This window comes from Duganella sp. HH101 (assembly GCF_001758795.1).
In the GTDB taxonomy this organism is placed as follows: Bacteria; Pseudomonadota; Gammaproteobacteria; order Burkholderiales; family Burkholderiaceae_D; genus Rugamonas; species Rugamonas rivuli.
In genome coordinates this window covers 283,249-307,780 of sequence record NZ_LRON01000006.1, presented here as the reverse complement: position 1 = coordinate 307,780, position 24,532 = coordinate 283,249, and the positions used below count along the sequence as shown (strand labels likewise).

Sequence of the window (24,532 nt, the reverse complement as noted above, 5' to 3'; positions counted from 1 at the left end):
AGACCATGAATGACGAATAACAACCGCCGCCGCGTCCTGAAATCCCTGCCTGCGCTGGCGCTGGCCGGCTATCTGCCGAACGGCCTGGCCGCCGGCAAGGAACAGCCCAACATCATCTTCATCCTGGCCGACGACCTGGGCCACGCCGACCTGGGCGTCTACGGCCAGACCGATATCCGCACGCCCAACCTGGACAAGCTGGCGGGGCAGGGCATACGCTTCACGCAGGCTTACGCCAACTCGGCCGTGTGCTCGGCCACGCGCTTCGCGCTGATCACCGGCCGCTACCAGTACCGCCTGCGCGGCGGGCTGGAGGAGCCGATCGCCGGCGCTTCTGACACGCTGGGCCTGCCTCGCACGCATCCGACGCTGCCGTCGCTGCTGAAGAAGCAGGGCTACGGCACGGCGCTGATCGGCAAGTGGCACCTGGGCTACCTGCCGACCTTCGGTCCGCTCAAGAGCGGCTACGACAGCTTCTTCGGCAACTACGGCGGCGCCATCGACTACTTCACGCACAAGCCGGGCGTGGGTCCGCAGGTGAAGGAGGATTTGTACGAGGGCGAGGTGCCGGTGCAGCAGATCGGCTACTACACCGATCTGCTGGGCGCGCGCGCGGTGGACTTCGTGCAGAAGCAGCAGGCCGGCAAGCCTTTCCTGCTGTCGCTGCATTACACGGCGCCGCATTGGCCGTGGGAAGGTCCGGGCGACGAGGCCATCTCTCGCGACATCGACAACATCTTCCACTACGACGGCGGCGACCTGGCTACCTATGGCCGCATGGTCGAATCGCTGGATGCGTCGATAGGCCGCGTGCTGAAGGCGCTGGAGGACAAGGGGCTGGCGGAGAACACCATCGTCATCTTCACCAGCGACAACGGCGGCGAGCGCTTCTCGAAGACCTGGCCGCTGACGGGGCAGAAGACCGAGCTGCTGGAAGGCGGCATCCGCGTGCCGGCCATCGTGCGCTGGCCAGCGAAGATCGCGGCGGGGCAGGTGTCGGAGCAGGTGGCGATCAGCATGGACTGGTTGCCGACCTTGCTGGCGGCGGCCGGCGGCGCGCCCGATCCCGCGTATCCGACCGACGGTCGCAACCTGCTGCCGGTGTTGCTGGGCCAGGCCGGGCCGCAGGAGCGCACGCTGCTGTGGCGCTACAAAGCCAACGCGCAGCGCGCCATCCGTTCGGGCAATTGGAAGTATCTGAAAATCGGCGGCAACGAGTTCCTGTTCGATGTGGTCAAGGACCAGCGCGAGCGCGCCAACCTGGCCAAGCGCCATCCCGAAGTGTTCGCGAAGCTGAAGGCGCAATGGGAGCAGTGGAACCAGGACATGCTGCCCATCACCGCCGACGTGCGCACGCACGGCGTCAGCGGCAAGGTGCAGGCAGACCGCTACGGTGTGCCGCCGGCGGGCAGCGTGGCCGATTGACGTGCGTTGACTTTAGCGGCGTCTGATGTCTGATGGGCGTAGTATTGGGATACACCTTCGTGTGTGCTCCAGGGAGGTCGTTATGAGTCACATTGCAAAACTTTTTATCAAAGGTAGCGCCCAGATGGTACGTCTGCCCGCGGATTATCGGTTCGATTCCAAGGAGGTTTACATTCGAAAAGATCCGGTGACTGGGGACGTCATCCTGTCGTCGCGTCTAGATAACTGGGATAGTTTTTTTGCAGCGGTGAAGCGAGCCAATGTGCCTGCCGATTTTCTCAGCCCCGAAGAACGTCGGCAGGGAGTACAGGAGCGCGATCCATTTGCCGGGTGGTGTGAATGACGCTTTACATGCTCGACACCAATATAGTGAGCCATTTGATTCGGGCTCACCCCGTTGTTGGTCGGCACCTGCAGAGATTGCCGATAGCGTCGCTGTGCATTTCAGCGATTACCGAGGGGGGAATTGCAGTTTGGTCTGTCCAAGCGGCCGAACGCTCGATGGTTGCAAGTCGTCGTGGTGGAGTTTTTAAAGCGTATCAAGGTGCTGCCGTGGGATGGTGCCGTGGCGAGGAACTACGGCAGCGTGCGGGCGCTAATGGAGTCCCAAGGAAAAATTCTTTCGCCTCTTGATTTGCTGATCGCAACACATGCGTTCAATGCAGGTGCGATCTTGGTCACTAATGACAAGTCTTTTGGACAGGTACCTATGCTGCAGATCGAGGATTGGACCCGTTAGCGAGTAGGGTAGATGTAGAAAAAATCTTCGTCACGCTCCCAGCCTTTGGATTCGTACAGCGCTTGAGCCGTGGCGTTGTCGTTGGCTGTGGAGAGCGCCAGGCGGATGGCGCCGACTTCTTTTGCAAAATCGACCGCTGCGGACAGCAATCCGGCGCCAACGCCTTTGCGCCGTCCCAACGCGTTGACGAACAAGTCGTTCAGGATGTAAATCCGGCCCAGCGAGACGCTGGAAAAACTCGGGTACAGCTGGGTGAAGCCGACAGGCTCCGCGCCGTCGTGGGCGATGAACAGCACCGATTCGCCGTTGCTGAAACGCTCCACCAGGAATTTCCTGGCCGCCGCCACATCGCTGTCGCGGCCGTAGAACTGGCGGTAGCCGTCAAACAAGACCGACAACGCTTCGATGTCGGAAAGCGCGGCCTGGCGGATGCTGATGTTGCTCATGCGTTGTTCTTCCATAAATCAGTTCTTGTGGTAGTGGACGTGCAGCTCGAACTTCCATGTGACCAGCCGCAGCACGGTGATGGTGGCGGCGCTGGCCCACAATGCGAAGTCGTCGGAGACGTCGGTGTACTGCAGGCCGATGTACATCCAGCAGCCGAAGAAGGCGCAGATGGCGTAGGGCTTGCCGTCGCGGAAAACCATCGGCACTTCGTTGCAGACGATGTCGCGCAGCACGCCGCCGAAGATGCCGGTGATCACACCCATCATCGAGGCGATGAACAGCGGCATGTGCGCCGCCTGCGCCTGCGACACGCCGGCCACGGCGAACAGGCCCAGGCCGATGGCGTCGGCCACCACGATCAGGCGTTCGGAAAGAATCTGGCGCAAGGTGCGCATCAACGGGGCGGCGACCAGCGCCAGGATGAAGATCAGGATCGCGTATTCCTGGTGCAGCACCCAGAACAGCGGCCTGCGGTCGAGCAGGATGTCGCGCAGCGTGCCGCCGCCGAACGCGGTGATGAAGGCCACCGTGAACACGCCGACCACGTCCATGCGCTTGCGGCGCGCCTCAACGAAGCCGGAAAACGCGCCCACCAGAATCGCGACAATCTCGATGACAGTGATCAGGGAAACGTGCGGAACAGGGACGTGCTTCATGTAGGCTACGAACAAGGTTGCAATGTTCGTAGGTTAACATGACAAACCGACTACGTGTAATATTGTTTCTTAATTGGAACGTCAGCGGACGGGCTTGAGCGCGGCGCGCAGCAACACGATCAGCGCGCCTTCGCCGCCTTCGGACGAACGGGCCTGGCAGAAGGCCACGACTTCTTCCTTCTGCACCAGCCAGCTGTGCACCATGGAGCGCAGCACCGGCTCCTGGCCCTTGGAGCCGAAGCCGCGGCCGTGGATCACGCACACGCAACGGTGGTTGCGCATGGCCGACTTGCGCAGGAAATCGCCGATCGCGTCGCGCGCATCGTCGCGGCGCAGGCCGTGCAGGTCCAGCTCATCCTGCACCGGCCAGTGGCCCTTGCGCATCTTCTTCACCACATCCGGACCGACGCCGGGGGCGGCGTAGTTCAGCGATGGATCGTCTTCCAGGTAGTGATCGACTTCGAACAGGTCGGACAGCGATTCGCGCAGCACGGCCGCGTCGTCCTCGGCCTGGGTCAGCTTGCGGGCCGGCGCCGCGGCCGTAGCGGCCGACTTCGGCAGCGACGGCACGTAGCGGTCCGACACCGGCATGCGCTTCACGCCGCCCAGGCTGGACTGGAAGATATTCGCCTCCACCGCCCGGGTTTTTTCCTGTTTGGCGCGCTCGGCCTCGGCGGCCGCGCGCGCGTCAGCCTGTTCCTTGAGCTGCTTGCTCAGGGATTTCAGGTCGGCGAAGTCTTTCAAGCCCACGATTTACTCCTGGCCTTCCAGATAGCGCTGGGCGTCCAGCGCGGCCATGCAGCCGGTGCCGGCGCTGGTGATGGCCTGGCGGTAGATGTGGTCCTGCACGTCGCCGGCGGCAAACACGCCCGGTACGCTGGTCGCGGTGGCCATGCCTTCGGTGCCGGTCCTGGTCTTGATGTAACCGTTGTGCATGTCCAGCTGGCCTTCGAAGATGCCGGTGTTCGGCTTGTGGCCGATGGCGATGAACAGGCCGTGCACGGTCAGGTCGGTGACGGCGCCGTTATCGGTCGAGGCGATCTTGATGCCGGTGACGCCGCTGTCGTCGCCCAGCACTTCCTGCAGCGTGTGGTTGTACTTGATGACGATCTTGCCCTCGGCAACCTTGGCGTTCAGGCGGTCGATCAGGATGGCTTCGGCGCGGAACTTGTCGCGGCGGTGGATCAGCGTCACCTTGGTGGCGATGTTGGACAGGTACAGCGCTTCCTCGACGGCGGTGTTGCCGCCGCCGACCACGGCCACTTCCTGGCCACGGTAGAAGAAGCCGTCGCAGGTGGCGCAGGCGGACACGCCTTTGCCCATGAAGGCTTGTTCCGATGGCAGGCCCAGGTACTGTGCCGAGGCGCCGGTCGAGATGATCAGCGTGTCGCAGGTGTATTCATGGCTGTCGCCGATCAGGCGGATCGGTTTTTCCTGCAGCTTGACGGTGTGGATGTGGTCGAACACGATGTCGGTATTGAAACGCTCCGCGTGCTGCAGGAAGCGCTGCATCAGGTCCGGGCCTTGTACGCCCATCGGGTCCGCAGGCCAGTTTTCCACGTCGGTGGTGGTCATCAGCTGGCCGCCTTGTTCGACGCCTGTCACCAGCATCGGCTTCAGATTGGCGCGGGCGGCGTAGATGGCGGCGCTGTAGCCGGCGGGGCCGGAACCAAGGATCAAGACGCGGGCATGTTTAGGAGTGGTCATGGGATGGCTTCTGTATATGTTGAATGAGCAGGCAATGCAAGATTATAGTTCAAGCTGCGCATCAGGATGAATCGTCGGGCCAGTTGCAGCCCAGATGCCTTAGAATACCCGTATATGGATATTTCCTGACCGATAACATTGCAACACCTTTATACCTATGAGTAGTAAAAAAGTTCAGGAACGCATGCCGAAAGCGACTTCCACCGGTTCTTCCGCCTATACCCGCACCCCGACCGAACGCCAGCCCCTGCCCAACCGGCTGGTGCGGCTGCTGTCGGAGGCGCGCTGGCTGGCGCTGGCCGTGCTGGGCCTGTATTTCGTGCTGATCCTGGTCAGCTACGACAAGATGGACCCGGGCTGGTCCCATGGCACGCTGGTGCCCAAGGTGCACAATCTGGGCGGGCGCGCCGGCGCCTGGCTGTCCGACCTGCTGCTGTACATCTTCGGCATTTCCGCCTGGTGGTGGGCGTTCTACGTGCTGCGCATCGTCTGGCTCGGCTATCGCAGCCTGACGCAGAAATACGTGCTGTCGCGCGAGCCGGAGCCGGAACACGCGCAGGAACCCATCATCCGCACCATCGGCTTCCTGCTGCTGTTTGTCGGCAGCGTCGGGCTGGAATACCTGCGCATGTACACGCTGCATGTGCAACTGCCGCGCGCGCCGGGTGGCGTGCTGGGCCAGTTGATCGGCCATTCGGCCCACGTCGCGTTCGGCTTCACCGGCGCCACGCTGTTGCTGTTGCTGATGTTCGGCCTGGGGCTGAGCCTGTTCTTCCACGTTTCGTGGCTGACGCTGGCCGAGCGCATCGGCGCCGGCATCGAGACGGCGATCGACTGGTTCATCCAGCGCTACCAGTACCGCGAAGACCGCCGCCAGGGCGAGGTCGCGGCCGTCAAGCGCGAGGAAGTGGTGGTCATCGAGCGCGCCAAGCACGTCGAGAAGCACCCGGTGGCGGCGCCGCCGGTCAAGATCGAGCCGCAGGTGGTCACGGTGGTCAAGTCCGAGCGCGTCGAGAAGGAGCGCCAGGCCAATCTGTTCCAGGACCTGAACGGCGACAGCCGCCTGCCGGCCCTGTCCCTGCTGGACGAGGCGGCCGAGGTGCAGGAAACTGTGTCGATCGAGACGCTGGAATTCACCAGCCGCCTGATCGAGAAGAAGCTGTCCGACTTCGGCGTCGAAGCCAAGGTGGTGGCGGCCTATCCGGGCCCGGTCGTTACGCGCTATGAAATCGAACCGGCCACCGGCGTCAAGGGCAGCCAGATCGTCGGCCTGGCGCGCGACCTGGCGCGTTCGCTGTCGCTGACGTCGATCCGCGTGGTCGAGACCATTCCGGGCAAGAACTACATGGCGCTGGAGCTGCCCAATCCCAAGCGCCAGATCGTGCGCCTGAGCGAGATCGTCGGCTCCAAGGTCTACAACGACAATCCATCGCCGCTGACCGTGGCGCTGGGCAAGGATATCGCCGGCAAGGCCGTGGTGGCCGACCTGGCCAAGATGCCGCACTTGCTGGTGGCCGGTACCACCGGCTCGGGTAAATCGGTGGGCATCAACGCCACCATCCTGTCGCTGCTGTACAAGTCCGACCCGGCCGACGTGCGCATGATACTGATCGATCCCAAGATGCTGGAGATGTCGGTGTACGAAGGCATCCCGCACCTGCTGGCCCCGGTCGTCACCGACATGCGCCAGGCCGGCCACGCGCTGAACTGGGCGGTCAACGAGATGGAGCGCCGCTACAAGCTGATGTCCAAGCTGGGCGTGCGCAACCTGGCCGGCTACAACGCCAAGATCGCCGAGGCGAAGAAGCGGGAAGAGCACATCCCGAATCCGTTCAGCCTGACGCCGGATTCGCCGGAGCCGCTGGAAAAACTGCCGACCATCGTCATCATCATCGACGAGCTGGCCGACCTGATGATGGTCGTCGGCAAAAAGGTGGAAGAGCTGATTGCCCGTATCGCGCAGAAGGCCCGTGCGGCCGGCCTGCACTTGATACTGGCGACGCAGCGCCCATCTGTAGACGTGATTACCGGCCTGATCAAGGCCAACATTCCGACCCGTATCGCCTTCCAGGTGTCGTCGAAGATCGACTCGCGCACGATTCTGGACCAGATGGGAGCGGAAGCGCTGCTCGGCATGGGCGATATGCTGTACATGCCGCCGGGCACGGGCTTGCCGGTGCGGGTGCACGGCGCGTTCGTGTCGGATGACGAGGTGCACCGCGTGGTCAAGCACTTGAAGACCACCGGCGAGCCGGACTACATCGACGGCATCCTTGAAGGCGGTACGCTGGAGGGCGAGGGCGGCGGTGCATCCGGCGAGGCGGGCGAGGCGGGCGGCGAGGCCGATCCGATGTACGACCAGGCGGTGCAGGTGGTGCTGAAGAACCGCCGCGCATCGATCTCGCTGGTGCAGCGCCATCTGCGCATCGGCTACAACCGCGCGGCGCGCTTGCTGGAACAAATGGAAAATAGCGGAGTGGTCTCCGCCATGCAGTCGAACGGCAACCGCGACATCCTGGTGCCGGCTGCCAGTGCAGAATAAAAGAGGATAAACCGTATGATGCGTTTTAAGAATATCGTAGTGCTGGGCGCCGGCCTGCTGGCGGTGGCGTTTGCGCAGGCGAGCGCGCTGGAGCAGTTCAAATCCTTCGTGGCATCGACCAAGTCGGCCAAGGGCGAGTTCACCCAGAAGCAGGTCAAGAACACCAACGGCGAGGCGCCCAAGGCATCCAACACCGCCACCGGCACCTTCGTGTTCGCCCGTCCGGGCAAGTTCATCTGGACCTATGTGAAGCCTTACGACCAGGTGCTGCAGGCCGATGGCGACCAGCTGTTCATCTTCGACAAGGACTTGAACCAGGTCACGGTGAAGAAGCTGGGCGACGCGCTGGGTTCGTCGCCGGCCGCCATCCTGTTCGGCAGCAACGATCTGGAAAAGAATTTCACGCTGACGGAAGCCGGCACCCGGGAAGGCCTGGAATGGATGAAGGCCGTGCCGAAAGCCAAGGACACCAGCTTCGAGCAAATCACCATCGGCCTGCGCAACGGCTTGCCGGAAGCGATGGAGCTGAAGGATTCGTTCGGCCAGACCTCGGTGCTGTCGTTCCGCAAGATCGAAAAAAATCCTGCGCTGACTGCGACGAGTTTTAAATTCGTCATGCCGAAGGGCGCCGACGTATTCAATAATTAAAACTCGCCGACCAGGGCGCCAACGCCGCAGCTGCGACGCTGCGGCGTTTTTCCATTTTTACGGGTTGACCTATCGTGGCTGATTTATTTTCCACCGAACCGCGCCAGCCGCTGGCCGAAGCCTTGCGGCCCAAGACGCTGGACGACGTCATCGGCCAGCGCCATCTGCTGGGGCCGGGCAAGCCGCTGCGGCTGGCGTTCGAATCCGGCCAGCCGCATTCGATGATACTGTGGGGGCCGCCGGGCGTGGGCAAGACCACGCTGGCGCGGCTGACCGCCAACGCCTACGAGTGCGAGTTCATCGCGCTGTCGGCCGTGTTCTCGGGCGTGAAGGATATCCGCGCCGCGATGGAGCAGGCCCAGCACAACCTGGACATGGGCAAGCACACCATCCTGTTCGTCGACGAGATCCACCGCTTCAACAAATCGCAGCAGGACGCCTTGCTGCCGTACGCCGAGTCCGGCCTGGTGACGCTGATCGGCGCCACCACCGAGAATCCCTCGTTCGAAGTCAACTCGGCCTTGCTGTCGCGGTCGCAGGTCTATGTGCTGAAGTCCTTTGACGAGGCCGAGCTGCGCCAGCTGGTCGACAAGGCCCGCGCCAAGGTGTTGACGCACCTGGTGTTCGACGACGCCGCCATCGACACGCTGATCGGCTACGCCGACGGCGACGGCCGTCGCCTGCTGAATCTGCTGGAGCAGACCAGCACGGCCGCCAACGCCGCCAAGACCAACCAGATCACACCCGAGTTCATCCAGAACGCGCTGACCTTGAACGCGCGCCGCTTCGACAAGGGCGGCGACAATTTCTACGACCAGATCTCGGCCCTGCACAAATCCGTGCGCGGCTCGAATCCGGACGCGGCGCTTTACTGGCTGTGCCGCATGCTCGACGGCGGCGCCGACGCCAAATACCTGTCGCGCCGCATCGTGCGCATGGCGTGGGAAGACATCGGCCTGGCCGATCCGCGCGCGATCCAGCTGGCCAACGACGCCGCCGCCACCTTCGAGCGCCTCGGTTCGCCGGAGGGCGATCTGGCGCTGGGGCAGGCGGTGATCTACCTGGCCATCGCCGCCAAGAGCAATGCGGGCTACAACGCCTTCAACGAGGCGATGGCCTTCGTCAAGAAGGACAAGTCGCGCGAAGTGCCGGTCCACCTGCGCAACGCGCCGACCAGGCTGATGAAGGAACTGGGCTACGGCCACGAATACCGCTACGCCCACGACGAGCCGCACGCCTACGCGGCCGGGGAAACCTACCTCCCCGACGATATGCGCGAACCCGGCTGGTACCGGCCCGTGCCGCGCGGCCTGGAGAGCAAGGTCATCGACAAGCTGGCCTTCCTGCGCAAGCTCGACGAAGACGCCGGCAAGAGCTGAAGCCTCCGATACTGTTGTGTCATGGCAATGGGGTGGGCATCATCGTAAATCGGCGTAATATAGGGCTAACACATCGGACGGGATAGCTTTTCCGGGAGTTCGTATGGGGCCTTTTTTCGGGATGCTGTTAAGCTTCAAGTTTAAAATCACGTCCCTCGTGATCGCGCTGGTATTGGTGGCGGGCATAGGCGCCGGCGGCATCGCCCTGCTGATCGCCGAGTCCGAACTGCGCCAGGTGATCGCCCGCCAGGAGTTGTCGCTGCTGACCAGCGCGGCCGCTTTCATCGACAGCGACATCCAGGATAAACGTCAGCTGCTGCGCCTGCTCACGGAGCAGATGCGCGGGCGCGAGGTGACGCTTGGCGAGGTCCAGGAACTGGTCGAGGCGCACCAGACGCTGCGCGAAGAATTCTTCAACGTGTCGGCCTTCGACGCCTCCGGCACGCTGGTGGCGAGCTTGCGCGACCGCAACGCCAAGCGCATCAACATCGCCGACCGCAAATATTTTCAGGACACCATGCGGCTGAAGGAGGGCGTGATCTCGGCGCCGTTCCGCAGCGTGCTGTCGGGCCGGCCGGTGGTGGTGCTGACGCAGCCGCTGCAAGATGGCGACGGCAAGATCATCGGCGTGCTGCTGGGCGCCATCGATTTGCAGCGGCCGTCGTTTTCGGCGCAGCTCGACGCGCTGCGCTCCAGCGTCGCCGGCTATCTGTTCATCGTCACCGACAACGGCACCACCATCCACCACCCCAACCGCAGCCTGATCCTGGAGAAGGGCGACGACGGCCCGGGCACCATCGTCGAAGCCGCGCTGCGCAGCCCCGAGGGCTGGGAGGACGGCATCCTCGATAATGGCGAGCCGGTGCTGCTGGTGCATAAACACCTGCGTGAGGTGGACTGGACCATCGCACTGTCCTATCCGGTGCTGAGCGCGTTCGCGCCCATGCACAGCGTGCGCTTGCGGGCGTTCGTCGGCTCGGCCATCCTGACCGGGCTGGCCGGACTGTTCGGCTGGGCGATCACCAAGAAGCTGCTGCAGCCGCTGGGCCGGCTGCACCGCCATGTGGAGGACATCAGCGCCGGCCGCGCCGATATCGCCGTGTTCGACATCGACCGGGCCGACGAGTTCGGCCACCTGAGCCGGGCGTTCTATGCCTTGTCCCAGCGGCGGGAGCGGGCCGAGCAGGAGCTGCACCGCCTGGCCACCACCGACGTGCTGACCGGCCTGCACAACCGCCGCATGTTCGACGATTTCCTGCCGAAGGCGCTGGCGCGCGCCGCGCGCTCGGGCCAGCAGGTGGGACTGGCCATCCTCGACATCGACCACTTCAAGGACATCAACGACACGCTGGGCCATGCGGCCGGCGACCAGGTGCTGGTCGAGTTTGCGCGCCGCCTGGTCGGCGCGGTGCGCACCACGGACACGGTGGCGCGGCTGGCGGGCGATGAATTCGTGATCGTGTTCGAGCAGCTGGCGTCGAACACCGAGATCGATGTGCTGGGGCGGAAAATCGTCGACGCCATGCGCGAGCCCTTCCTGGGCGGCGGCGCGCAGCGGGTGGTGACGGCCAGCATAGGCATCGCGCTGACGACCAGCCCGGCCGTCACGGTCGACGAGATCATGCGCGCCGCCGACCAGGCGCTGTACGGCGTCAAGGCCGCCGGGCGCAACGGTTTCGCCGTCAACCATGTCGGCGCCGAGCGCGTGCTGCGGGCGCGGGGATGAGGTAAGATAAAGGTTTGGCGAGACGGCTTAGAGGAACACAATGCAGCAGGTAACAAAGGTCGACGGCATCGAAGTCTATAGCGAAGGGGAAGGCACGGAGACCATCGTCATGATCCACGGCTGGCCCGACACCTACCGCGTGTGGGATGCCCAGGTGGAGGAACTCAAGCATCGTTACCGTTGCGTGCGCTTCACGCTGCCGGGCTTCGACATCACCAAGCCGCGCCGCGCCTACTCGCTCGATGCGACCATCCGCATCATTTCCTACATCGTCAACAGCGTGAACCAGAAGCAGAAGGTGATCCTGATGCTGCACGACTGGGGCTGCATGTTCGGCTACGAATACTATATGCGCAACAAGCAGGCGGTGTCGGCCATCATCGGCGTCGACATCGGCGATGCGCAATCGAAGGCGGTGCGGAACTCGCGCAGCCTGTCGCAGAAGCTGATGGTCAGCGGCTACCAGGGCACGCTGGCGCTGGCCTGGGCGATCGGCGGGCCGATCGGCAATATGATGACGCGCTCGATGGCGCGCATGTTGAAAGTGCCGTCGCCGCCGGAATTCATCAGCGTCAAGATGAACTTCCCTTACTACATCATGGCGGCCGGCGAGGCCGGTTCCTACCGCACGATGACGCCGTTCGCACCCAAGGTGCCGGTGCTGTTCATCTACGGCGTGCGCAAGCCCTTCATGTTCCATTCCGACAGCTGGGCCGACAAGCTGGCGGCAAAAGAGGGCTGCAAGGTGGTGGCCTTCGACACCGACCACTGGCCGATGCTGCGCCAGCCCGAGCGCTTCAATGAGGTGGTGCTGGACTGGCTGGTGAAGCCGGCCGATAACGACGAGGCCGCCGAGCAGGACGCGGCGGCCTGATCGCGCACCCGGTCAGCGCAGCTTGATCGGCTTCAGGTAGGGCGCGAACGGCGGCGCCGGCAGTTGCACCGAGGCGTAGGCCTGGCGGAAGCACTCGGCCTTGCTGTTTTCCACGTCGGTGGTGGTGCGGATGACCTTGCCGCTGGCGTCCAGCGTCAGCACGATCACCACCGGATACTTGGACTTGTCGTGGCAGTTGCCGCGCTCATCGAGCTTGTTGGCGTTGTTGAAGTTGATCGACACGTCCTCGTACTTGGTGGCCTTGTCGTTCGGGAACTGGGCGTTGAACTTCGCCATCTCGGTGGCGAAGGCCGGGTTGGCCGGCGGCGGCGCTTCATCCTTGGCCGGGCCTCCCATGGTCGAGCAGCCGGCTGCCATCAGCATGAAGGCGCCAGCGGCGCCGATTTTCAGGAATGCGGTTTTCAAATGTCTCTCCTCGTTGTCTGTACTGTTGACGCATCGTACATATTCCGAGCAGTGTGTGGCGCACGATTAGTTGCGTAGGAGAAATCCTACAGCCGCCACCCCTGCAACGCCGAGGCGAATTTGCGCTGGAAGGCGGCCCAGCCGTGCGGCACTTCGGTATCGGCCGGCAGGCGCACGCGCACGGTGCCGGCGCCGGCCGCGTCGATCAGCATCAGGCCGTCGTTCGGCACTTCGAAGCGCTGCCCCTGGCGCAGCATGAAGTCGGTGTACTCGCCGTAGGCGGTGATCCAGGCGGTGCCGGACAGGCATTCGATCTGGCGCCCCGCCGCGCCGGCGATGCGCAGCGGATGGTTGGCCGTGAGGCGGTATTCCGCCTGGTCCTGTGTCAACGCCAGTAATTCCGGTTTCATTGCTGCCTCCTGCTGTGATGAGTCATGCAGCCAGAATACGCAGCGGCGGCCGACCGTAACAGATGCAACAAATCGAAATTGTCACCGTGACAGTGGGGTATTGGCTAAACTGTTATGGTCGAAATTTTCACCCGCTGTACCTGTCGCGGCGCAGCGGGGGCGGGGCACAATCGCACTATGTCCAATCAACTGAACCTGTACGAGCACCTGGCCAACGAACTGGGCGGGCTGATCGCCAGCCGCGTGTTCGCGCCCGGCGACCGCCTGCCGTCGATCCGCCATCTGGCGCAGCAGAAGCGGCTGTCGGTCAGCACCGTGATGCAGGCGTTGCGGCTGATGGAGGACCGCGGCCTGGTCGACGCCAAGCCGCAGGCCGGCTACTACGTGCGCCACCGCGCGCGCATGTCGGCGGTGATGACGCACACCGAGCACCTGCAGGAGCCGGCCTATGTCGGCATCAACAACCTGCTGATGCGGGTGCTGAAGGCCAACGAGGATCCGGGCCTGGTGCAGATGGGCTCGGCCTGGCCGCTGCAGGAACTGCTGCCGATGAAGCGCATGCAAAAAACCGTGGCCGCCGTGGCCCGGCGCGATCCGGGCTTGCTGAGCACGGTCAGCTGCTATGACACCAACTATCCGGAATTCGCCCGCCAGATCGCCCGCCGCGCTCTGGACTGGGGGCATCTGGAGTTGAACGAGATCGTCGTCACCGGCTCGTGCACCGAGGCGCTGAGCCTGTGCCTGCGCGCCGTGGCCAAGGCCGGCGACACCATCGCCATCGAATCGGCGACCTATTTCGTGCTGCTGCAACTGATCGAGTCGCTGGGCATGAAGGCGCTGGAGATACCCACCCATCCGAAGACCGGGCCTTCGATCGACGCGTTGGAGCTGGCCATGAACGCCGGCCTGGTGCAGGCCGTGCTGCTGATCCCGAACGCCAACAATCCGCTGGGCTGCGTCATGCCGGAGGCGAACAAGCAGCGGCTGGCCAAGCTGTTGTCGCAGCACGATATCCCGCTGATCGAGGACGATGTCTACGGCGACCTGTGCTTCACGCCGCAGCGGCCGTGGCCGGTCAAGGCCTACGACAGCAGCGGCCACGTGATGCTGTGCTCGTCGTTTTCCAAGGCCATCAGTCCCGGTTCGCGGGTCGGCTACGTGGTGGCGGGGCGCTATGCGCAGGACATCGTGGTGCAGAAGATGATCTCCAGCGGCGCCACCAGCCACTTCTTCCAGGCCGTGCTGGCCGACTTCCTGACCGGCAGCGCCTACGAGAACCAGCTGCGCAAGATGCGGCGCGCGCTGTCGCAGCGCATCGCCCGCATGTCGGATGCGATCTGCGAGGCTTTTCCCCACCAGTGCACGGTGTCGGAGCCGCAGGGCGGCTTCGTGGTCTGGGTCGGCATGCCGGAGCAGGTCGATGCGCTGGCCCTGCACGGCGACGCCGTGGCCGCCGGCGTGGCTCTGATGCCGGGGCAGCTGTTCTCCGCCACGGGCAAGTTCCGCAACTACCTGCGCCTGAACTGCGGCAACCCCTGGGGGCCGCGCACCCAGGCCGCCATCGCCACGCTGGGCCAGCTGGTGCACCGCCATGCCGACCAGCCGGCCGTGCTGCGCAGCGCCGCCTGATTCCATCGTTTCCCACCCGTTTTTTTGCATTCCAGCCGCCGTTTCGGACGCTTCGTCGCATCCCGATGGCGACGCGTAGGGCCTTTAGGTACAGTACAACCATACCAAGCAGCGTTACCAAAGAACGCGTAACCAACCACCTGAAGGAGTGCATCATGAACATCGCTAAAAACATGGAAATCATCTTCGTCGCCGCTACCGTACTGGCCGCCGCCACGACCTTCGCCACCGCCGCCGACACCGCCATCGCACCGGTCGCCCCAGCCGCCAAAGTCGCCGTGTCGACCGCCAAGATGCAAGTCGTCACCGTGACCGCCAAGCGCCTGACCGCCGCCGAAAAAGCCGCGCTGTAATCGGCGCAGCCGGCGGGCTGCTCAAAACTCGCAGGGAAGTGGCATCCTCTTGGTACAATTGACGTTTTCGATACAACGGCACTTGTTCCCATGATTGATATCCAACTTCTCCGTAAAGACATAGCCAACGTCGCAGCGCGCCTGGCGACCCGCAAGTTCCAGCTCGACGTGGAGGCGTTCAACGCCCTCGAGACGGAACGCAAAGCGATCCAGATGCGCACCGAAGAGCTGCAGGGCAAGCGCAACTCGCAGTCCAAGCTGATCGGCATGATGAAGGGCAAGGGCGAAGACACCACCGCCCTGATGGCGGAAGTGGCCGGTCTGGGCGACGAGCTCAAGGCCAATGAAACGGCACTGGCCGCCTTGCAGGCCAAGCTGGGCGACTTCGTCCAGGCGATCCCGAATCTGCCGCACGAATCGGTCCCCGTGGGCACGGACGAAAGCGGCAACGTCGAAGTGCGCAAAGTCGGCACCCCGCGCAGCTTCGACTTCGAAGTCAAAGATCACGTCGATGTCGGCTCCCCGCTGGGCCTGGATTTCGATGTGGCGACCAAGCTGACCGGCTCGCGCTTCTCGGTCATGAAAGGCGGCATCGCCCGTCTGCACCGCGCACTGGCGCAGTTCATGCTGAACACCCACACCGACGAGCACGGCTACACCGAGTGCTACACCCCTTACATGGTCAACGCCGATTCGCTGCGCGGCACCGGCCAGCTGCCGAAGTTTGAAGCCGACCTGTTCTCGGTGAAAAAAGGCGGCGCGGAAGGCGAGGGCGAGAACTTCTACCTGATCCCGACCTCGGAAGTCACGCTGACCAACATCGTGCGCGACGAGATCGTGGCGGCCGACGCGCTGCCGCTGAAGATGACCGCGCACACCCCATGCTTCCGCTCGGAAGCGGGCAGCTACGGCCGCGACACCCGCGGCATGATACGCCAGCACCAGTTCGACAAGGTCGAGATGGTGCAGGTGGTGCATCCGGACACCTCGTACGCCGTGCTGGACGAAATGGTCGGCCATGCGGAAACCATCTTGCAGCGCCTGGGCCTGCCGTACCGCGTGATGTCGCTGTGCACCGGCGACATGGGCTTCGGCGCCACCAAGACCTACGACCTGGAAGTCTGGCTGCCGGCGCAGAACACTTATCGTGAAATCTCGTCGCTGTCGAACTGCGAAGCCTTCCAGGCCCGCCGCATGCAGGCGCGTTTCCGCAACGCCCAGGGCAAGCCGGAACTGCTGCACACGCTGAACGGCTCGGGCCTGGCGGTGGGGCGCACGCTGGTCGCCGTGCTGGAAAATTACCAGCAGGCGGACGGCTCGGTGGAGATCCCGCCGGTGCTGCGTCCGTACATGGGTGGATTAACTCACCTGAAGGCGTAAATACTCCTTCCCTTTTCGCGGAGGCCTGCTATAATCTTGCCTTCTCGCAGCAGCAGGTGGGAAAACGGAGAGGTGGCAGAGTGGTCGAATGTACTTGACTCGAAATCAAGCGTAGGGGCGACCCTACCGTGGGTTCGAATCCCACCCTCTCCGCCACAAAACGCTGCTGTAAGAAAATGTACCACCAGGAGAGGTGGCAGAGTGGTCGAATGTACTTGACTCGAAATCAAGCGTAGGGGCGACCCTACCGTGGGTTCGAATCCCACCCTCTCCGCCATTATTAAATAGAAAAGCTCCCGGAAGGGAGCTTTTTTATTTCTGCTGCGGAAAGGAGCGAGCGTAGCTCGCGTGTGGGATTCGAAGACTCGCGCGTACTAGCGCGAGGGCGGCCTGCCGGATGTAGGCGAATCCCACCCTCTCCGCCACGAATAGCATTAGAGAAAAAAAGCTTCCGGAAGGAGGCTTTTTTTTCGTCTTTCACTCAGCCAGGGATACCAAGGGACGGATAATGAGCGATGCCATCTTGAAGCGGGAAAACAGGGTAAATCTTTATCTGGCCGGCGTCGGCATGCAGTTGAGGGCGGCCTTTCACCGCACCAATGCGCACAAGCTGCCGGGCAAGATGGGCGAGCTGAGGGAAGACGCCATCTGCGGTTTCTTCAGGGAGTGGCTGCCTGGGAAGTATGCGGCGCGGACGAATGTGATACCGGTTCATCAGGGCATACACGACTTCGACCGCGAGCTTGACCTGGTGATACTGGACGACCACCTCGGCATGCGCTTGCCGCTCGATGCGGACGGCGGCGTGACCCTGGCTGCGTGGAACGATTTGAAAGTTCAAATGGAAGTCAAATCCACTTTGAACGAGGCGGAATATAAAAAAGCCAACACCATCGCCGGCGAATGCAAGAGATTCGGGCTGCACAATGACACCCGATACCCGCTCAACATCTTGTTTGCCTACGCTTGCGAGGACGAGTTCTTCGAAGACCTGCAGGAGACGATAGTGTGCGATAGCCAAAAATGCGATATCGACGTCATCGCCATCCTTGGTCGCGGCATATATTTTTCACCCAGCCACACCCGGATAGTCGATCAGATCCACGCCGGCATCTCTGACGCCATGGTGAACAACGACGGCCATATCGCGGAGACGCGGATGATCCAGGAGATTACATATTCAGGCCGCTATGCCCCGTTCGAGCAGGTGGGCGATGAGTCGGATGCCAGCGTTCTGTTTGGATTGATGGCCGCCGTCGCCAACAGTCTCGACGAAAAGTCGGCTGCCGATGAGCTGATCATGGCGGCGAAGCGACAAAATTATTCGCCGGTTTTCCAGGAGCTGACTTTTGGCCAAAGGCTGCAAGCCATCGCCGATCTGGATTGGTCCGTGCTTGATAGCGAACTCAAGCGCCATTTGATGAGTGTCCGGCGATGGGACGGGGAGAGCTGGAACGCGACTTTGCTCCAGCACTACGAAGTCTATGTTTACAAAATAAACAAGATCACCTGGGGCGACAAGGTTCCGCCTGCAATGAAGAATAAATTCAGGGCCTTTTATGGCGAGGACTGCTCCCTTGCCGAACGGCCCGAGGTGGTGGCGGATACCTTCGAAGCCTGTGTTCAGGCGGCTGTTGCCCAGCTAGGCCTGGATTGGCTGGCATTGGAGACGCTGGACGTCCGGCCTGAATTCTAGTCCATCTCTGCCGTGCGACGTGGCGAAAAAGGCAATGCTATGATCGCGCCACTGAATTCATGCGAGGCGATATGGGCGGCAAGGCGATCATCAGGCTGGGGGACAAGACCTCACACAACGGCACGGTGCTGGAAGGCCACCAGGACGTGATCGTCATGGGCAAGCCGGCCGCGGGTGTTGGTCATAAGGTGTCTTGCCCAAAATGCCCCGGTACGCACACCATCGTCGAAGGCGCGGTCACGCACACCATCATGGGCATCAGCACCGCCGTGGAGGGCATGAAGACCTCCTGCGGCGCCACGCTGGTCGCTTCACAGCAGACCGATACGATAGGCTAGGCGTCGGCGCAGCACTTCTTGTACTTCTTGCCGCTGCCGCAAGGGCAGGGATCGTTGCGGCCGACTTTCGGACCTTTCGGCGGATGCCAGTAGGCGTTGATCTGGATGACGGACGGCGTGACGGCGACCTCCCAATCTTCTCCTTGCTGCTGGAACGGCGCCAGCCATTCCGGATGGCTGGCCTGCAGCGGCGCCCAGGCGGACGCATGGGCCTGCACGCCGGCCATGAAGCCGTCGCACCATTGCTCCGCGCCCCAGCTGCCGCCGCATTCATAGATAGGCTCGAAGCTGCCCGGATCCTTGCTCATCCAGGTTTGCATGTAGTGGTAGTGGCGCAGCGCCAGCGGTTCGGCGGCCGGGTTTTTCAGCGCCGCAGGCAGCCAGCTTTCCGGCGCCGGCGCGCCCGGGCCAATGACGACGGCCGTCAGGAAGCCCTCCAGCCAGGATACGTCCTGCAGCGCATCGAGCGCATCGTATTCGTCGTCGTTCAGTGGTGTGTGCTGCATGGTCTTGCCCTCGTTGCTGTGTGAGCCGACATTCTACGCATCAATCATGTGGGCAGGTTTGCGACTTTAGCAATATGATGCGCTTCAGCACCAACCAATACCTATATTCAAGGAGCAGACATGAGAATGATGAAAACGCTGGCCGCAGCCGGCTTGATGATGACCGCGCTGTGGGCCCAAGCCGCCCCCACCCCAGTACCCGACACCGCCCAGGTCAAGGCCGCGCACGATCTGCTGGTGGCGATGCAGGCCGAGAAAATGGTGCGCACCACGGCCGGCATGAGCAAATATCCCAGCCCGGCCCAGCGCGAGCTGATGATGGCCAGGCTCGACAAGCTGCCTAATGAAACCGTCTACACCCGCCTGGCGCTGCCGGTGGCACGCCTGCTCAGCACCGCTACGGCGGTCGAGATGACCCGCTACTACCAGTCCAGCTACGGCCAGAAAGTGCTGACCCAGACCTACAACGGCCCGCCGCGCCTGTATCCTGCCGACCCGGTCCCGACCGCCAAGGAAAAGGCGGAGTTGAAGCAGCCGGCCTTCGTCAAGGCCAACCAGGAGTTCAAGGCTGCCGAACAGGCCATCCACCACGAAGCCTTCGTGTTGATCGGCGAGATCAACAAGGGTAAATAGTTTATTTCGTTTTCGGCGGCTCGGCCTTGAGCTTGGGCGTCTCGACGATCAGCACATGCTTGTCGACGGCGCCCGATTTTTCCTGCTTGACCACCTGCATGGCGACGGGCCGGTTGTCGTGCACCGACCTCGGACGCATTGGAGCCAGCATGTTTATCCCCCAGTGATTGTTGTTGGAGTGGCAAATGGGGATGGGGCCGCTTTTTGCAAGTTGTTAAATAGTAAAAAGTGTTGGATACTCCAGTCTTTCCCTTTTGAGGATGTCCGATGTTGAAGAAGCTCGCTTTTGCCCTGGCTTTGCTGCCGTTTGCCGCCCACGCGGCCGACCTGCCCGAATACCCGTTCATCCACGTCGCCGGTGAAGGCTTTCTACGGCTGATGCCCGACATGGGCGAAATCGATTTCGACATCACCGCCTTCGACGCCGACACCAACGCCGCCGTGGCCGTGGTGCAGGCGCGGGTGGCGGAAATCCAGGCGCTGCTGGCCGAGCAGGGTGGCGACCCCGGCAAGGACACCGAAGCCGAAGCTTCCTTCGCCGACATGCGCAAGGAGATGCGCAAGCCGGCCAATCCCGATCCGAACGCAGCGCCCGACTACGAGATCCGCAGCGCGGTGCACATCGTGGTGCGCGACCTGACCAAATGGCGCGCAGTCATGCTGGGCCTGCTGGGCAAGCCGAATATCGACCACATGAGCACCAGCTTCGGCAAGAGCGACCGCCTCAAGGTCGAGGCCGAACTGACCGCCACTGCGATCAAGGATGCGCAGCGCCGCGCCGAGAATCTGGCGACCGGCCTGGGCAAGAAAGTGGGCGCCGTCACCGCCATCACCAACGGCCAGCTGCGCAACCTGACCAACGCCGTCGGCCTGCTGCCGACCGATATGTACAACAGCCGTCGCGGCAGCAACGCCAAGGCGGGCGAGAAGGATTTCCTGACGATCCAGTCGCTGCAATGGTCGCAGACCGTGGATGTGATCTACCGTATCAAATAAACCGAAAGGGCAGCGCATGTCGATCGTCAAACTCGTGATGGTGGCCCTGTTGGGACTGTGCTCGCTGGCGTCGGCCCAGGATGTGCTGCTGGTCGGCCATGTGCAGCGGGTCATCCTGCAGCCGTCGGGGACCGAAAATTGTCCGCCGCCTTGTCCTGTCGTGGCGCCGGTTCAGGCGAACGGCTTGCGCACCGTCTGCATCTATAACGGCGGAGGGTGCCAGATCATGGAGGTCAAGCCCGATCACGTCTATCGCGGCGATGCTGGCCGTGAGATATGGCAATTCAAGTCCCGCATCGGCGAATGGGGGCCGAGTTTCCCTGTGACCGAACAGGCGATCGTCGTCAGCCAGGAGGGCGGCGCCGTTTCCTGGTCGTTTGCGACCGAGCGGGATGGCAAGCTGTTCATCGACCCCAAGCGCTTGCGCAGCATAGGCGGGGTACCGACCTCGATAGGGGGCACAACAGAACTGGTGGCGCTGGACGATGTATTGGCCCGCCTCGGCGGCGGTCGCTGACGGTGGCAGCACCTCAGTAGCTGCCAGGTGGCCTGCTTAAACTTCGGTGACGGCATGCGGCCAATAGCGGCCTGTCGCGACCACGTCGCCCAGAATCAAGGTAAGCACCGTCGCGCTAAACAATGAACTGAAAGTATGAACCTCAAAAGAAAGATCGAAGAAATTGTTGGGGGACCATACCGATTCGCCTTATTTTACAATTTCGCAAACGGGCTGCGTTTTGAGCTGTCAGAAGACGGCAGTCCCCTCGACCAAGTGTTGACCGCATTACGTAAAGCAACCGTCATCTGTGACGATGTTTTTGGCAAGGAAGAGAAAATACTCGTCCATTTACAGGCTTTCGCTCCGGCGTCCCAATTCGGGTTGCGAAATATGATTCGCGAACTTCACGTCGCCGGAATCGTTATCCCAGAAGCCAGAGATGTTTGGATAAAAGCAGAAGATCAAACACACGCAGAAGATGGTGACGAGAGCCGCTACTGGGTAAATTGTGCCTTTGAAGTTCCTAGGGCTAAACTGCAGAACCTGCTTTGGTGCGCCGTTACGACTGATTTTGGGCCCTCGTTACGCCCGAATCCGCACTGCCGCGTTTATCTTATCAATACGAACCAAGGAATTGTCGCGCACCCTTATGATGACCGAGGAATGGACGTCATCAGCCGGAGTACGTCGGTGTTAGTCGGACTATATGAAAAGCACAACGACCTATTACTTGATTACGACCGGGAAGCTATGAGTCAGACTTTCATTCGGTCGTAATCACTAACGCATTGTGGAGGTCCGTTCGGGGCGACGGCACGTGGACTGATAAAGTGTGAACTTTTCAGGGGAGCAAGATGCTACGCTGACTGACATCGGCCGGGTACGGCCAGAAGCTGACGACGAAAAAATATGAGGATTTTATGTAAGGGGCGAGCATGCACGAAGATGATACTGAGGAGCGATATCGGCAGCATTTAGCATTCCTGATTAGCAGAACGAAATCGCGCGGAGGCACAAAGTATTTCAGTCAATTCGTAAATAAGTGCCGTGCGGAAGCTGCTGTGGCCTACCCAAAAGGCGCTGCAGCGGCGCGAAAGAAAGATATGGCTGGCGGAGGATTTTTGGGAGCGCTGGCTGCACTCTTTTCGTTCTTAGGCTAGCTTTTGCCGCTAGCGGCGACAAGTAACCAATGGGATGACCTCGCAGCCGACTGGTGTCGAACTAAATGGAAAAAAGAACAGTTGCAGATATTGTTGGCCCCTGGGTTGAACCTGCCTTCAACTCGAGCTTAATTGAGCGTTGCCGCGACAATTGGTCAGCGCCCGTCGGCGAAATTACGAATTACGTGTTGGCCACCTTCATTCGCCAGAAAATCGCATTGGGCTTGGTGGTGCCCGAGGCCCAGCGGCGCATTGCATCGGGCTTTACGGATGAAACTGAAATCCTTGAAGATGAGCTCGCTCTCGCCATTGCAGGAATTCTGCCAAATGATGAACCACGTTAGGTTCTTCATCCAGCCTGACGATGTTGACCAAGAGCGTACATTTCGAAAATGGAGTATCGCAATGCCCCCCCACAAGTGTTCGAGTCGAAATTAATTTTAAGGTCGAGATTGATGGTGGGCGCTCAACTTCTGTGGACCTCCATTCTGGTAGGTACCGGCCTCACCTCCGTGTAGGTAATGGAGAGTATTTGGGTGTAGCAATGCTCAATGGTTCAACGGACTTGGTATCTCCAGGCAGTTGCACATGCGCGGATGCCGTCTTGGTTTATCAGCCCAATGTAGACTATCCTGCATTGGCGCCAGGAGCTGTCTTTGATGTGCTGGAAGGTGCCCAAGTTGTGGGTACTGGAACAGTCCTATTGTGAAGCGCTGATGCCTTCGTCGGCTTGTACCGGCCATCACCAGTCACTGAGCAGTCAGGTCAGCCTGCTGGAACGTTTCGCCGAGTAATTGCAACTAAAGACTTAACTAGATGTTTCGACAGTTCAAAATTTCATTTTAATTAATTTACTAAGGGGGCGAGATGGGAGATGTGATGATGTTCGCAACTGGCGAACTGGCGAACTGGTGATTGTTCTCGTCATGGCTGGCTTGATCGCTTTTCTCAAAGGTGGAACGCAGGCTACTCGCCATCTTTACTTTGGTTCCGTTGTGCTGACATCTTTGGCGTTAGTTTTCATGCTTGGAATGGCGATGTACTTTTTTGCGCCGGCGGACAAGAGTGTTCAAGTCAAAGAGATATTTGAAGCATGTAAGCAAATCATCCCCCCAGTGCTAACGCTCGTGATTGGCTTCTACTTTGGCAAGAAGAGCGAGGCCAAGAGGGTCCATGAGTAAGGAGCGCTGGCCGAATCCGGCCATGAGCCGACGTTCACTGACCAAACTATAAACTTGGAACATTTAAATTATGGAGCAACGATTTTGAATGAGATAATCGTTTTGCGAATTTCCGACGACAACAATGTGCTTTTGGATGGGATGACGCTGAATTCGACAAATGAAGTTGCGGAAGTTCTTGAAAAACTGAGGGCCAAAAATCCAGATGCCACCATTTCCATCGAAGCGGATGATCCCGTTCATTATGAGGCTATTGGCAAAGCTATTTATGGGACGCAGCGAGCTGGCTTTAATGTTGAACACTTGCGTATTCTTGTCGGCGGGAAGCTTCTGGGGACGTGACCCTTGCCAACTTTCTTATATGAGTTGTTGCAGCTGACGGCCAGTAGCGGCTCGAGCGACAAGACCGCAACCGGCCGGACGCAACCACTTCCGTCCTAAACTATAGGAACTATAGATATGCAAGGCCCAGTTGGAGTTCACGCGAGACTTGAAGTTTTTCATGATAGGTTACTGGACGGGCTAGAATTTTGTCGGTTGGCATATTCGTTTTTTGATGAAACGGCAAACCACCCAGATAATGGTTACGTGCTTCGAGAGCGTAGGGGCCCAGTGAAAAAATTGATAGAAGAACTTCTACCAATCTGCCGGTATATCCAGACTTTCTATGGCCCAGGTCAATACATATCGGTGCGATGGGTCCATGGGAATCAGTCTTTTGACGCAAAAGTAGAAACCACTGGAAAGATGGTGGAACATGGTATGTGGCCATCGAATGGTACGTTGGAGATTACACAAGCAGCGCATGAAAACGAGCATTTAATGCGCGAGCTGTTAAATACCAAAGGTGGCGGTTTCGGGCTTGATGGACTAAGTTCTGGTAAGGGCAGGCGAGGAGCACGAGAAATCGAGTCAGTAGCGACGTCGTACACCAATCAGTCTTACATCGATGGCATGAGCGCTATTATTCTAAAGGCGATTGATGCGAAAGTCGCCAAGCTAGAGAATGGTGACTACCCTGAAGACACGACCTTAATCGTTGACTGTTCGTTGACGACAATTTTTTTGTCGAACGAATGGGAAAGGTTGATCGAAATGGTAAGGGCATCAGCATCAAAAAATAGATTTAACCAGATTTTTTTGACTGCTGCTTCCGGTCGTTATACTGCGACTTTTTAATTA

At 60.9% G+C, this 24,532-nt stretch carries 29 protein-coding genes and 2 tRNA genes; 23 read left to right on the top strand and 8 right to left on the bottom strand.

The genetic code is table 11. The features are described 5' to 3' along the window. Positions 1 to 9: 9 nt before the first annotated feature. The 3 genes from DUGA2_RS12665 to DUGA2_RS12660 all read left to right on the top strand — a co-directional run bounded on the left by DUGA2_RS12665 (position 10) and on the right by DUGA2_RS12660 (position 2,164). Positions 10 to 1,425 (top strand): sulfatase, encoded by a 1,416-nt coding sequence (locus DUGA2_RS12665; protein ID WP_229214673.1) that lies wholly within the window; start codon positions 10 to 12, stop codon positions 1,423 to 1,425. An 82-nt stretch (positions 1,426 to 1,507) separates the two neighbouring features. Next, positions 1,508 to 1,768 carry an antitoxin gene (locus DUGA2_RS32600; protein ID WP_071658896.1) on the top strand — a complete coding sequence of 87 codons (261 nt, stop codon included), beginning with the start codon at positions 1,508 to 1,510 and terminating at the stop codon, positions 1,766 to 1,768. 123 nt (positions 1,769 to 1,891) lie between these two features. Continuing rightward, positions 1,892 to 2,164, top strand: coding sequence for a PIN domain-containing protein (locus DUGA2_RS12660; protein ID WP_229214672.1), 273 nt, complete (start codon positions 1,892 to 1,894; stop codon positions 2,162 to 2,164). On the opposite strand, the gene DUGA2_RS12655 is transcribed toward DUGA2_RS12660, so the two are convergent. The 4 genes from DUGA2_RS12655 to trxB all read right to left on the bottom strand — a co-directional run bounded on the left by DUGA2_RS12655 (position 2,161) and on the right by trxB (position 4,974). Further along, a complete protein-coding gene (locus tag DUGA2_RS12655; RefSeq protein WP_070269602.1) occupies positions 2,161 to 2,610 on the bottom strand; it encodes a GNAT family N-acetyltransferase in 450 nt (149 codons plus the stop codon). The genes DUGA2_RS12660 and DUGA2_RS12655 overlap by 4 nt on opposite strands. 18 nt (positions 2,611 to 2,628) lie before the next feature. Further along, positions 2,629 to 3,267 carry a trimeric intracellular cation channel family protein gene (locus DUGA2_RS12650; protein ID WP_008447024.1) on the bottom strand — a complete coding sequence of 213 codons (639 nt, stop codon included), beginning with the start codon at positions 3,265 to 3,267 and terminating at the stop codon, positions 2,629 to 2,631. Between the two features lie 81 nt (positions 3,268 to 3,348). Next, entirely contained in the window at positions 3,349 to 4,017 is a 669-nt protein-coding gene (locus tag DUGA2_RS12645) for a Smr/MutS family protein (protein ID WP_070269601.1), read from the bottom strand. A gap of 3 nt (positions 4,018 to 4,020) precedes the next feature. Then, positions 4,021 to 4,974, bottom strand: coding sequence for a thioredoxin-disulfide reductase (gene trxB / locus DUGA2_RS12640; protein WP_070269600.1), 954 nt, complete (start codon positions 4,972 to 4,974; stop codon positions 4,021 to 4,023). A gap of 184 nt (positions 4,975 to 5,158) precedes the next feature. Between trxB and DUGA2_RS12635 the strand changes: the two genes are divergently transcribed. The 5 genes from DUGA2_RS12635 to DUGA2_RS12615 all read left to right on the top strand — a co-directional run bounded on the left by DUGA2_RS12635 (position 5,159) and on the right by DUGA2_RS12615 (position 12,143). Further along, complete coding sequence (locus DUGA2_RS12635) at positions 5,159 to 7,516, top strand: DNA translocase FtsK (protein ID WP_070269599.1); 2,358 nt, start codon at positions 5,159 to 5,161, stop codon at positions 7,514 to 7,516. A 15-nt stretch (positions 7,517 to 7,531) separates the two neighbouring features. Next, complete coding sequence (gene lolA / locus DUGA2_RS12630) at positions 7,532 to 8,164, top strand: outer membrane lipoprotein chaperone LolA (RefSeq protein WP_070269598.1); 633 nt, start codon at positions 7,532 to 7,534, stop codon at positions 8,162 to 8,164. A gap of 74 nt (positions 8,165 to 8,238) precedes the next feature. Next, positions 8,239 to 9,543, top strand: coding sequence for a replication-associated recombination protein A (locus DUGA2_RS12625; RefSeq protein ID WP_070269597.1), 1,305 nt, complete (start codon positions 8,239 to 8,241; stop codon positions 9,541 to 9,543). A 103-nt stretch (positions 9,544 to 9,646) separates the two neighbouring features. Beyond that, on the top strand, positions 9,647 to 11,269 hold the full coding sequence (locus DUGA2_RS12620) for a diguanylate cyclase domain-containing protein (RefSeq protein WP_070269596.1): 1,623 nt from the start codon (positions 9,647 to 9,649) through the stop codon (positions 11,267 to 11,269). A 40-nt stretch (positions 11,270 to 11,309) separates the two neighbouring features. Then, a complete protein-coding gene (locus tag DUGA2_RS12615) occupies positions 11,310 to 12,143 on the top strand; it encodes an alpha/beta fold hydrolase (protein ID WP_070269595.1) in 834 nt (277 codons plus the stop codon). Positions 12,144 to 12,155: 12 nt separating this feature from the next. Here the strand turns inward: DUGA2_RS12615 and DUGA2_RS12610 are convergent, their stop codons facing one another. Beyond that, entirely contained in the window at positions 12,156 to 12,569 is a 414-nt protein-coding gene (locus tag DUGA2_RS12610) for a hypothetical protein (protein WP_083296304.1), read from the bottom strand. Positions 12,570 to 12,655: 86 nt separating this feature from the next. Then, complete coding sequence (locus DUGA2_RS12605) at positions 12,656 to 12,979, bottom strand: DUF2917 domain-containing protein (RefSeq protein ID WP_008447046.1); 324 nt, start codon at positions 12,977 to 12,979, stop codon at positions 12,656 to 12,658. A 177-nt stretch (positions 12,980 to 13,156) separates the two neighbouring features. Here DUGA2_RS12605 and DUGA2_RS12600 point away from each other — a divergent pair, with 177 nt between their 5' ends. The 7 genes from DUGA2_RS12600 (at position 13,157) to DUGA2_RS12570 (ending at position 18,375) form a co-directional block, all read left to right on the top strand. Next, on the top strand, positions 13,157 to 14,608 hold the full coding sequence (locus DUGA2_RS12600; protein WP_070269594.1) for a PLP-dependent aminotransferase family protein: 1,452 nt from the start codon (positions 13,157 to 13,159) through the stop codon (positions 14,606 to 14,608). A 155-nt stretch (positions 14,609 to 14,763) separates the two neighbouring features. Further along, positions 14,764 to 14,961, top strand: a complete 198-nt coding sequence (locus DUGA2_RS12595) for a hypothetical protein (RefSeq protein ID WP_070269593.1) — start codon at positions 14,764 to 14,766, stop codon at positions 14,959 to 14,961. Positions 14,962 to 15,051: 90 nt separating this feature from the next. Continuing rightward, positions 15,052 to 16,341, top strand: coding sequence for a serine--tRNA ligase (gene serS / locus DUGA2_RS12590; RefSeq protein WP_070269592.1), 1,290 nt, complete (start codon positions 15,052 to 15,054; stop codon positions 16,339 to 16,341). Positions 16,342 to 16,407: 66 nt separating this feature from the next. Beyond that, positions 16,408 to 16,497: transfer RNA gene (locus DUGA2_RS12585), tRNA-Ser, on the top strand. Positions 16,498 to 16,528: 31 nt separating this feature from the next. Continuing rightward, positions 16,529 to 16,618: transfer RNA gene (locus tag DUGA2_RS12580), tRNA-Ser, on the top strand. A gap of 231 nt (positions 16,619 to 16,849) precedes the next feature. After that, positions 16,850 to 18,037 carry a DUF6602 domain-containing protein gene (locus DUGA2_RS12575; protein ID WP_070269591.1) on the top strand — a complete coding sequence of 396 codons (1,188 nt, stop codon included), beginning with the start codon at positions 16,850 to 16,852 and terminating at the stop codon, positions 18,035 to 18,037. Positions 18,038 to 18,096: 59 nt separating this feature from the next. Further along, positions 18,097 to 18,375: a PAAR domain-containing protein gene (locus DUGA2_RS12570; RefSeq protein WP_229214671.1), complete on the top strand. Its 279-nt coding sequence runs from the start codon at positions 18,097 to 18,099 to the stop codon at positions 18,373 to 18,375. Here the strand turns inward: DUGA2_RS12570 and DUGA2_RS12565 are convergent. Beyond that, positions 18,372 to 18,881 (bottom strand): UPF0149 family protein, encoded by a 510-nt coding sequence (locus DUGA2_RS12565; RefSeq protein WP_070269589.1) that lies wholly within the window; start codon positions 18,879 to 18,881, stop codon positions 18,372 to 18,374. The genes DUGA2_RS12570 and DUGA2_RS12565 overlap by 4 nt on opposite strands. 120 nt (positions 18,882 to 19,001) lie before the next feature. Between DUGA2_RS12565 and DUGA2_RS12560 the strand changes: the two genes are divergently transcribed. Further along, positions 19,002 to 19,514 (top strand): hypothetical protein, encoded by a 513-nt coding sequence (locus DUGA2_RS12560; protein ID WP_070269588.1) that lies wholly within the window; start codon positions 19,002 to 19,004, stop codon positions 19,512 to 19,514. Between the two features lies 1 nt (position 19,515). Here the strand turns inward: DUGA2_RS12560 and DUGA2_RS34025 are convergent, their stop codons facing one another. Next, the gene (locus DUGA2_RS34025; RefSeq protein ID WP_168167781.1) at positions 19,516 to 19,665 is read right to left on the bottom strand and encodes a hypothetical protein; all 150 of its coding nucleotides are present in this window, start codon (positions 19,663 to 19,665) and stop codon (positions 19,516 to 19,518) included. A gap of 116 nt (positions 19,666 to 19,781) precedes the next feature. Here DUGA2_RS34025 and DUGA2_RS12555 point away from each other — a divergent pair, with 116 nt between their 5' ends. The 7 genes from DUGA2_RS12555 (at position 19,782) to DUGA2_RS33470 (ending at position 24,529) form a co-directional block, all read left to right on the top strand. Continuing rightward, entirely contained in the window at positions 19,782 to 20,510 is a 729-nt protein-coding gene (locus DUGA2_RS12555) for an SIMPL domain-containing protein (RefSeq protein ID WP_070269587.1), read from the top strand. 16 nt (positions 20,511 to 20,526) lie between these two features. Then, complete coding sequence (locus DUGA2_RS12550) at positions 20,527 to 21,027, top strand: hypothetical protein (RefSeq protein ID WP_070269586.1); 501 nt, start codon at positions 20,527 to 20,529, stop codon at positions 21,025 to 21,027. A 135-nt stretch (positions 21,028 to 21,162) separates the two neighbouring features. Continuing rightward, positions 21,163 to 21,786 (top strand): DUF3885 domain-containing protein, encoded by a 624-nt coding sequence (locus tag DUGA2_RS12545; protein WP_070269585.1) that lies wholly within the window; start codon positions 21,163 to 21,165, stop codon positions 21,784 to 21,786. Positions 21,787 to 22,234: 448 nt separating this feature from the next. Next, complete coding sequence (locus tag DUGA2_RS33475) at positions 22,235 to 22,513, top strand: hypothetical protein (RefSeq protein WP_141753251.1); 279 nt, start codon at positions 22,235 to 22,237, stop codon at positions 22,511 to 22,513. Between the two features lie 567 nt (positions 22,514 to 23,080). After that, positions 23,081 to 23,350 carry a hypothetical protein gene (locus tag DUGA2_RS12535; protein WP_210402555.1) on the top strand — a complete coding sequence of 90 codons (270 nt, stop codon included), beginning with the start codon at positions 23,081 to 23,083 and terminating at the stop codon, positions 23,348 to 23,350. 84 nt (positions 23,351 to 23,434) lie between these two features. After that, entirely contained in the window at positions 23,435 to 23,692 is a 258-nt protein-coding gene (locus tag DUGA2_RS12530; protein WP_070269582.1) for a biopolymer transporter ExbD, read from the top strand. Positions 23,693 to 23,809: 117 nt separating this feature from the next. Then, positions 23,810 to 24,529: a hypothetical protein gene (locus tag DUGA2_RS33470; protein ID WP_141753250.1), complete on the top strand. Its 720-nt coding sequence runs from the start codon at positions 23,810 to 23,812 to the stop codon at positions 24,527 to 24,529. Positions 24,530 to 24,532: the final 3 nt, after the last annotated feature.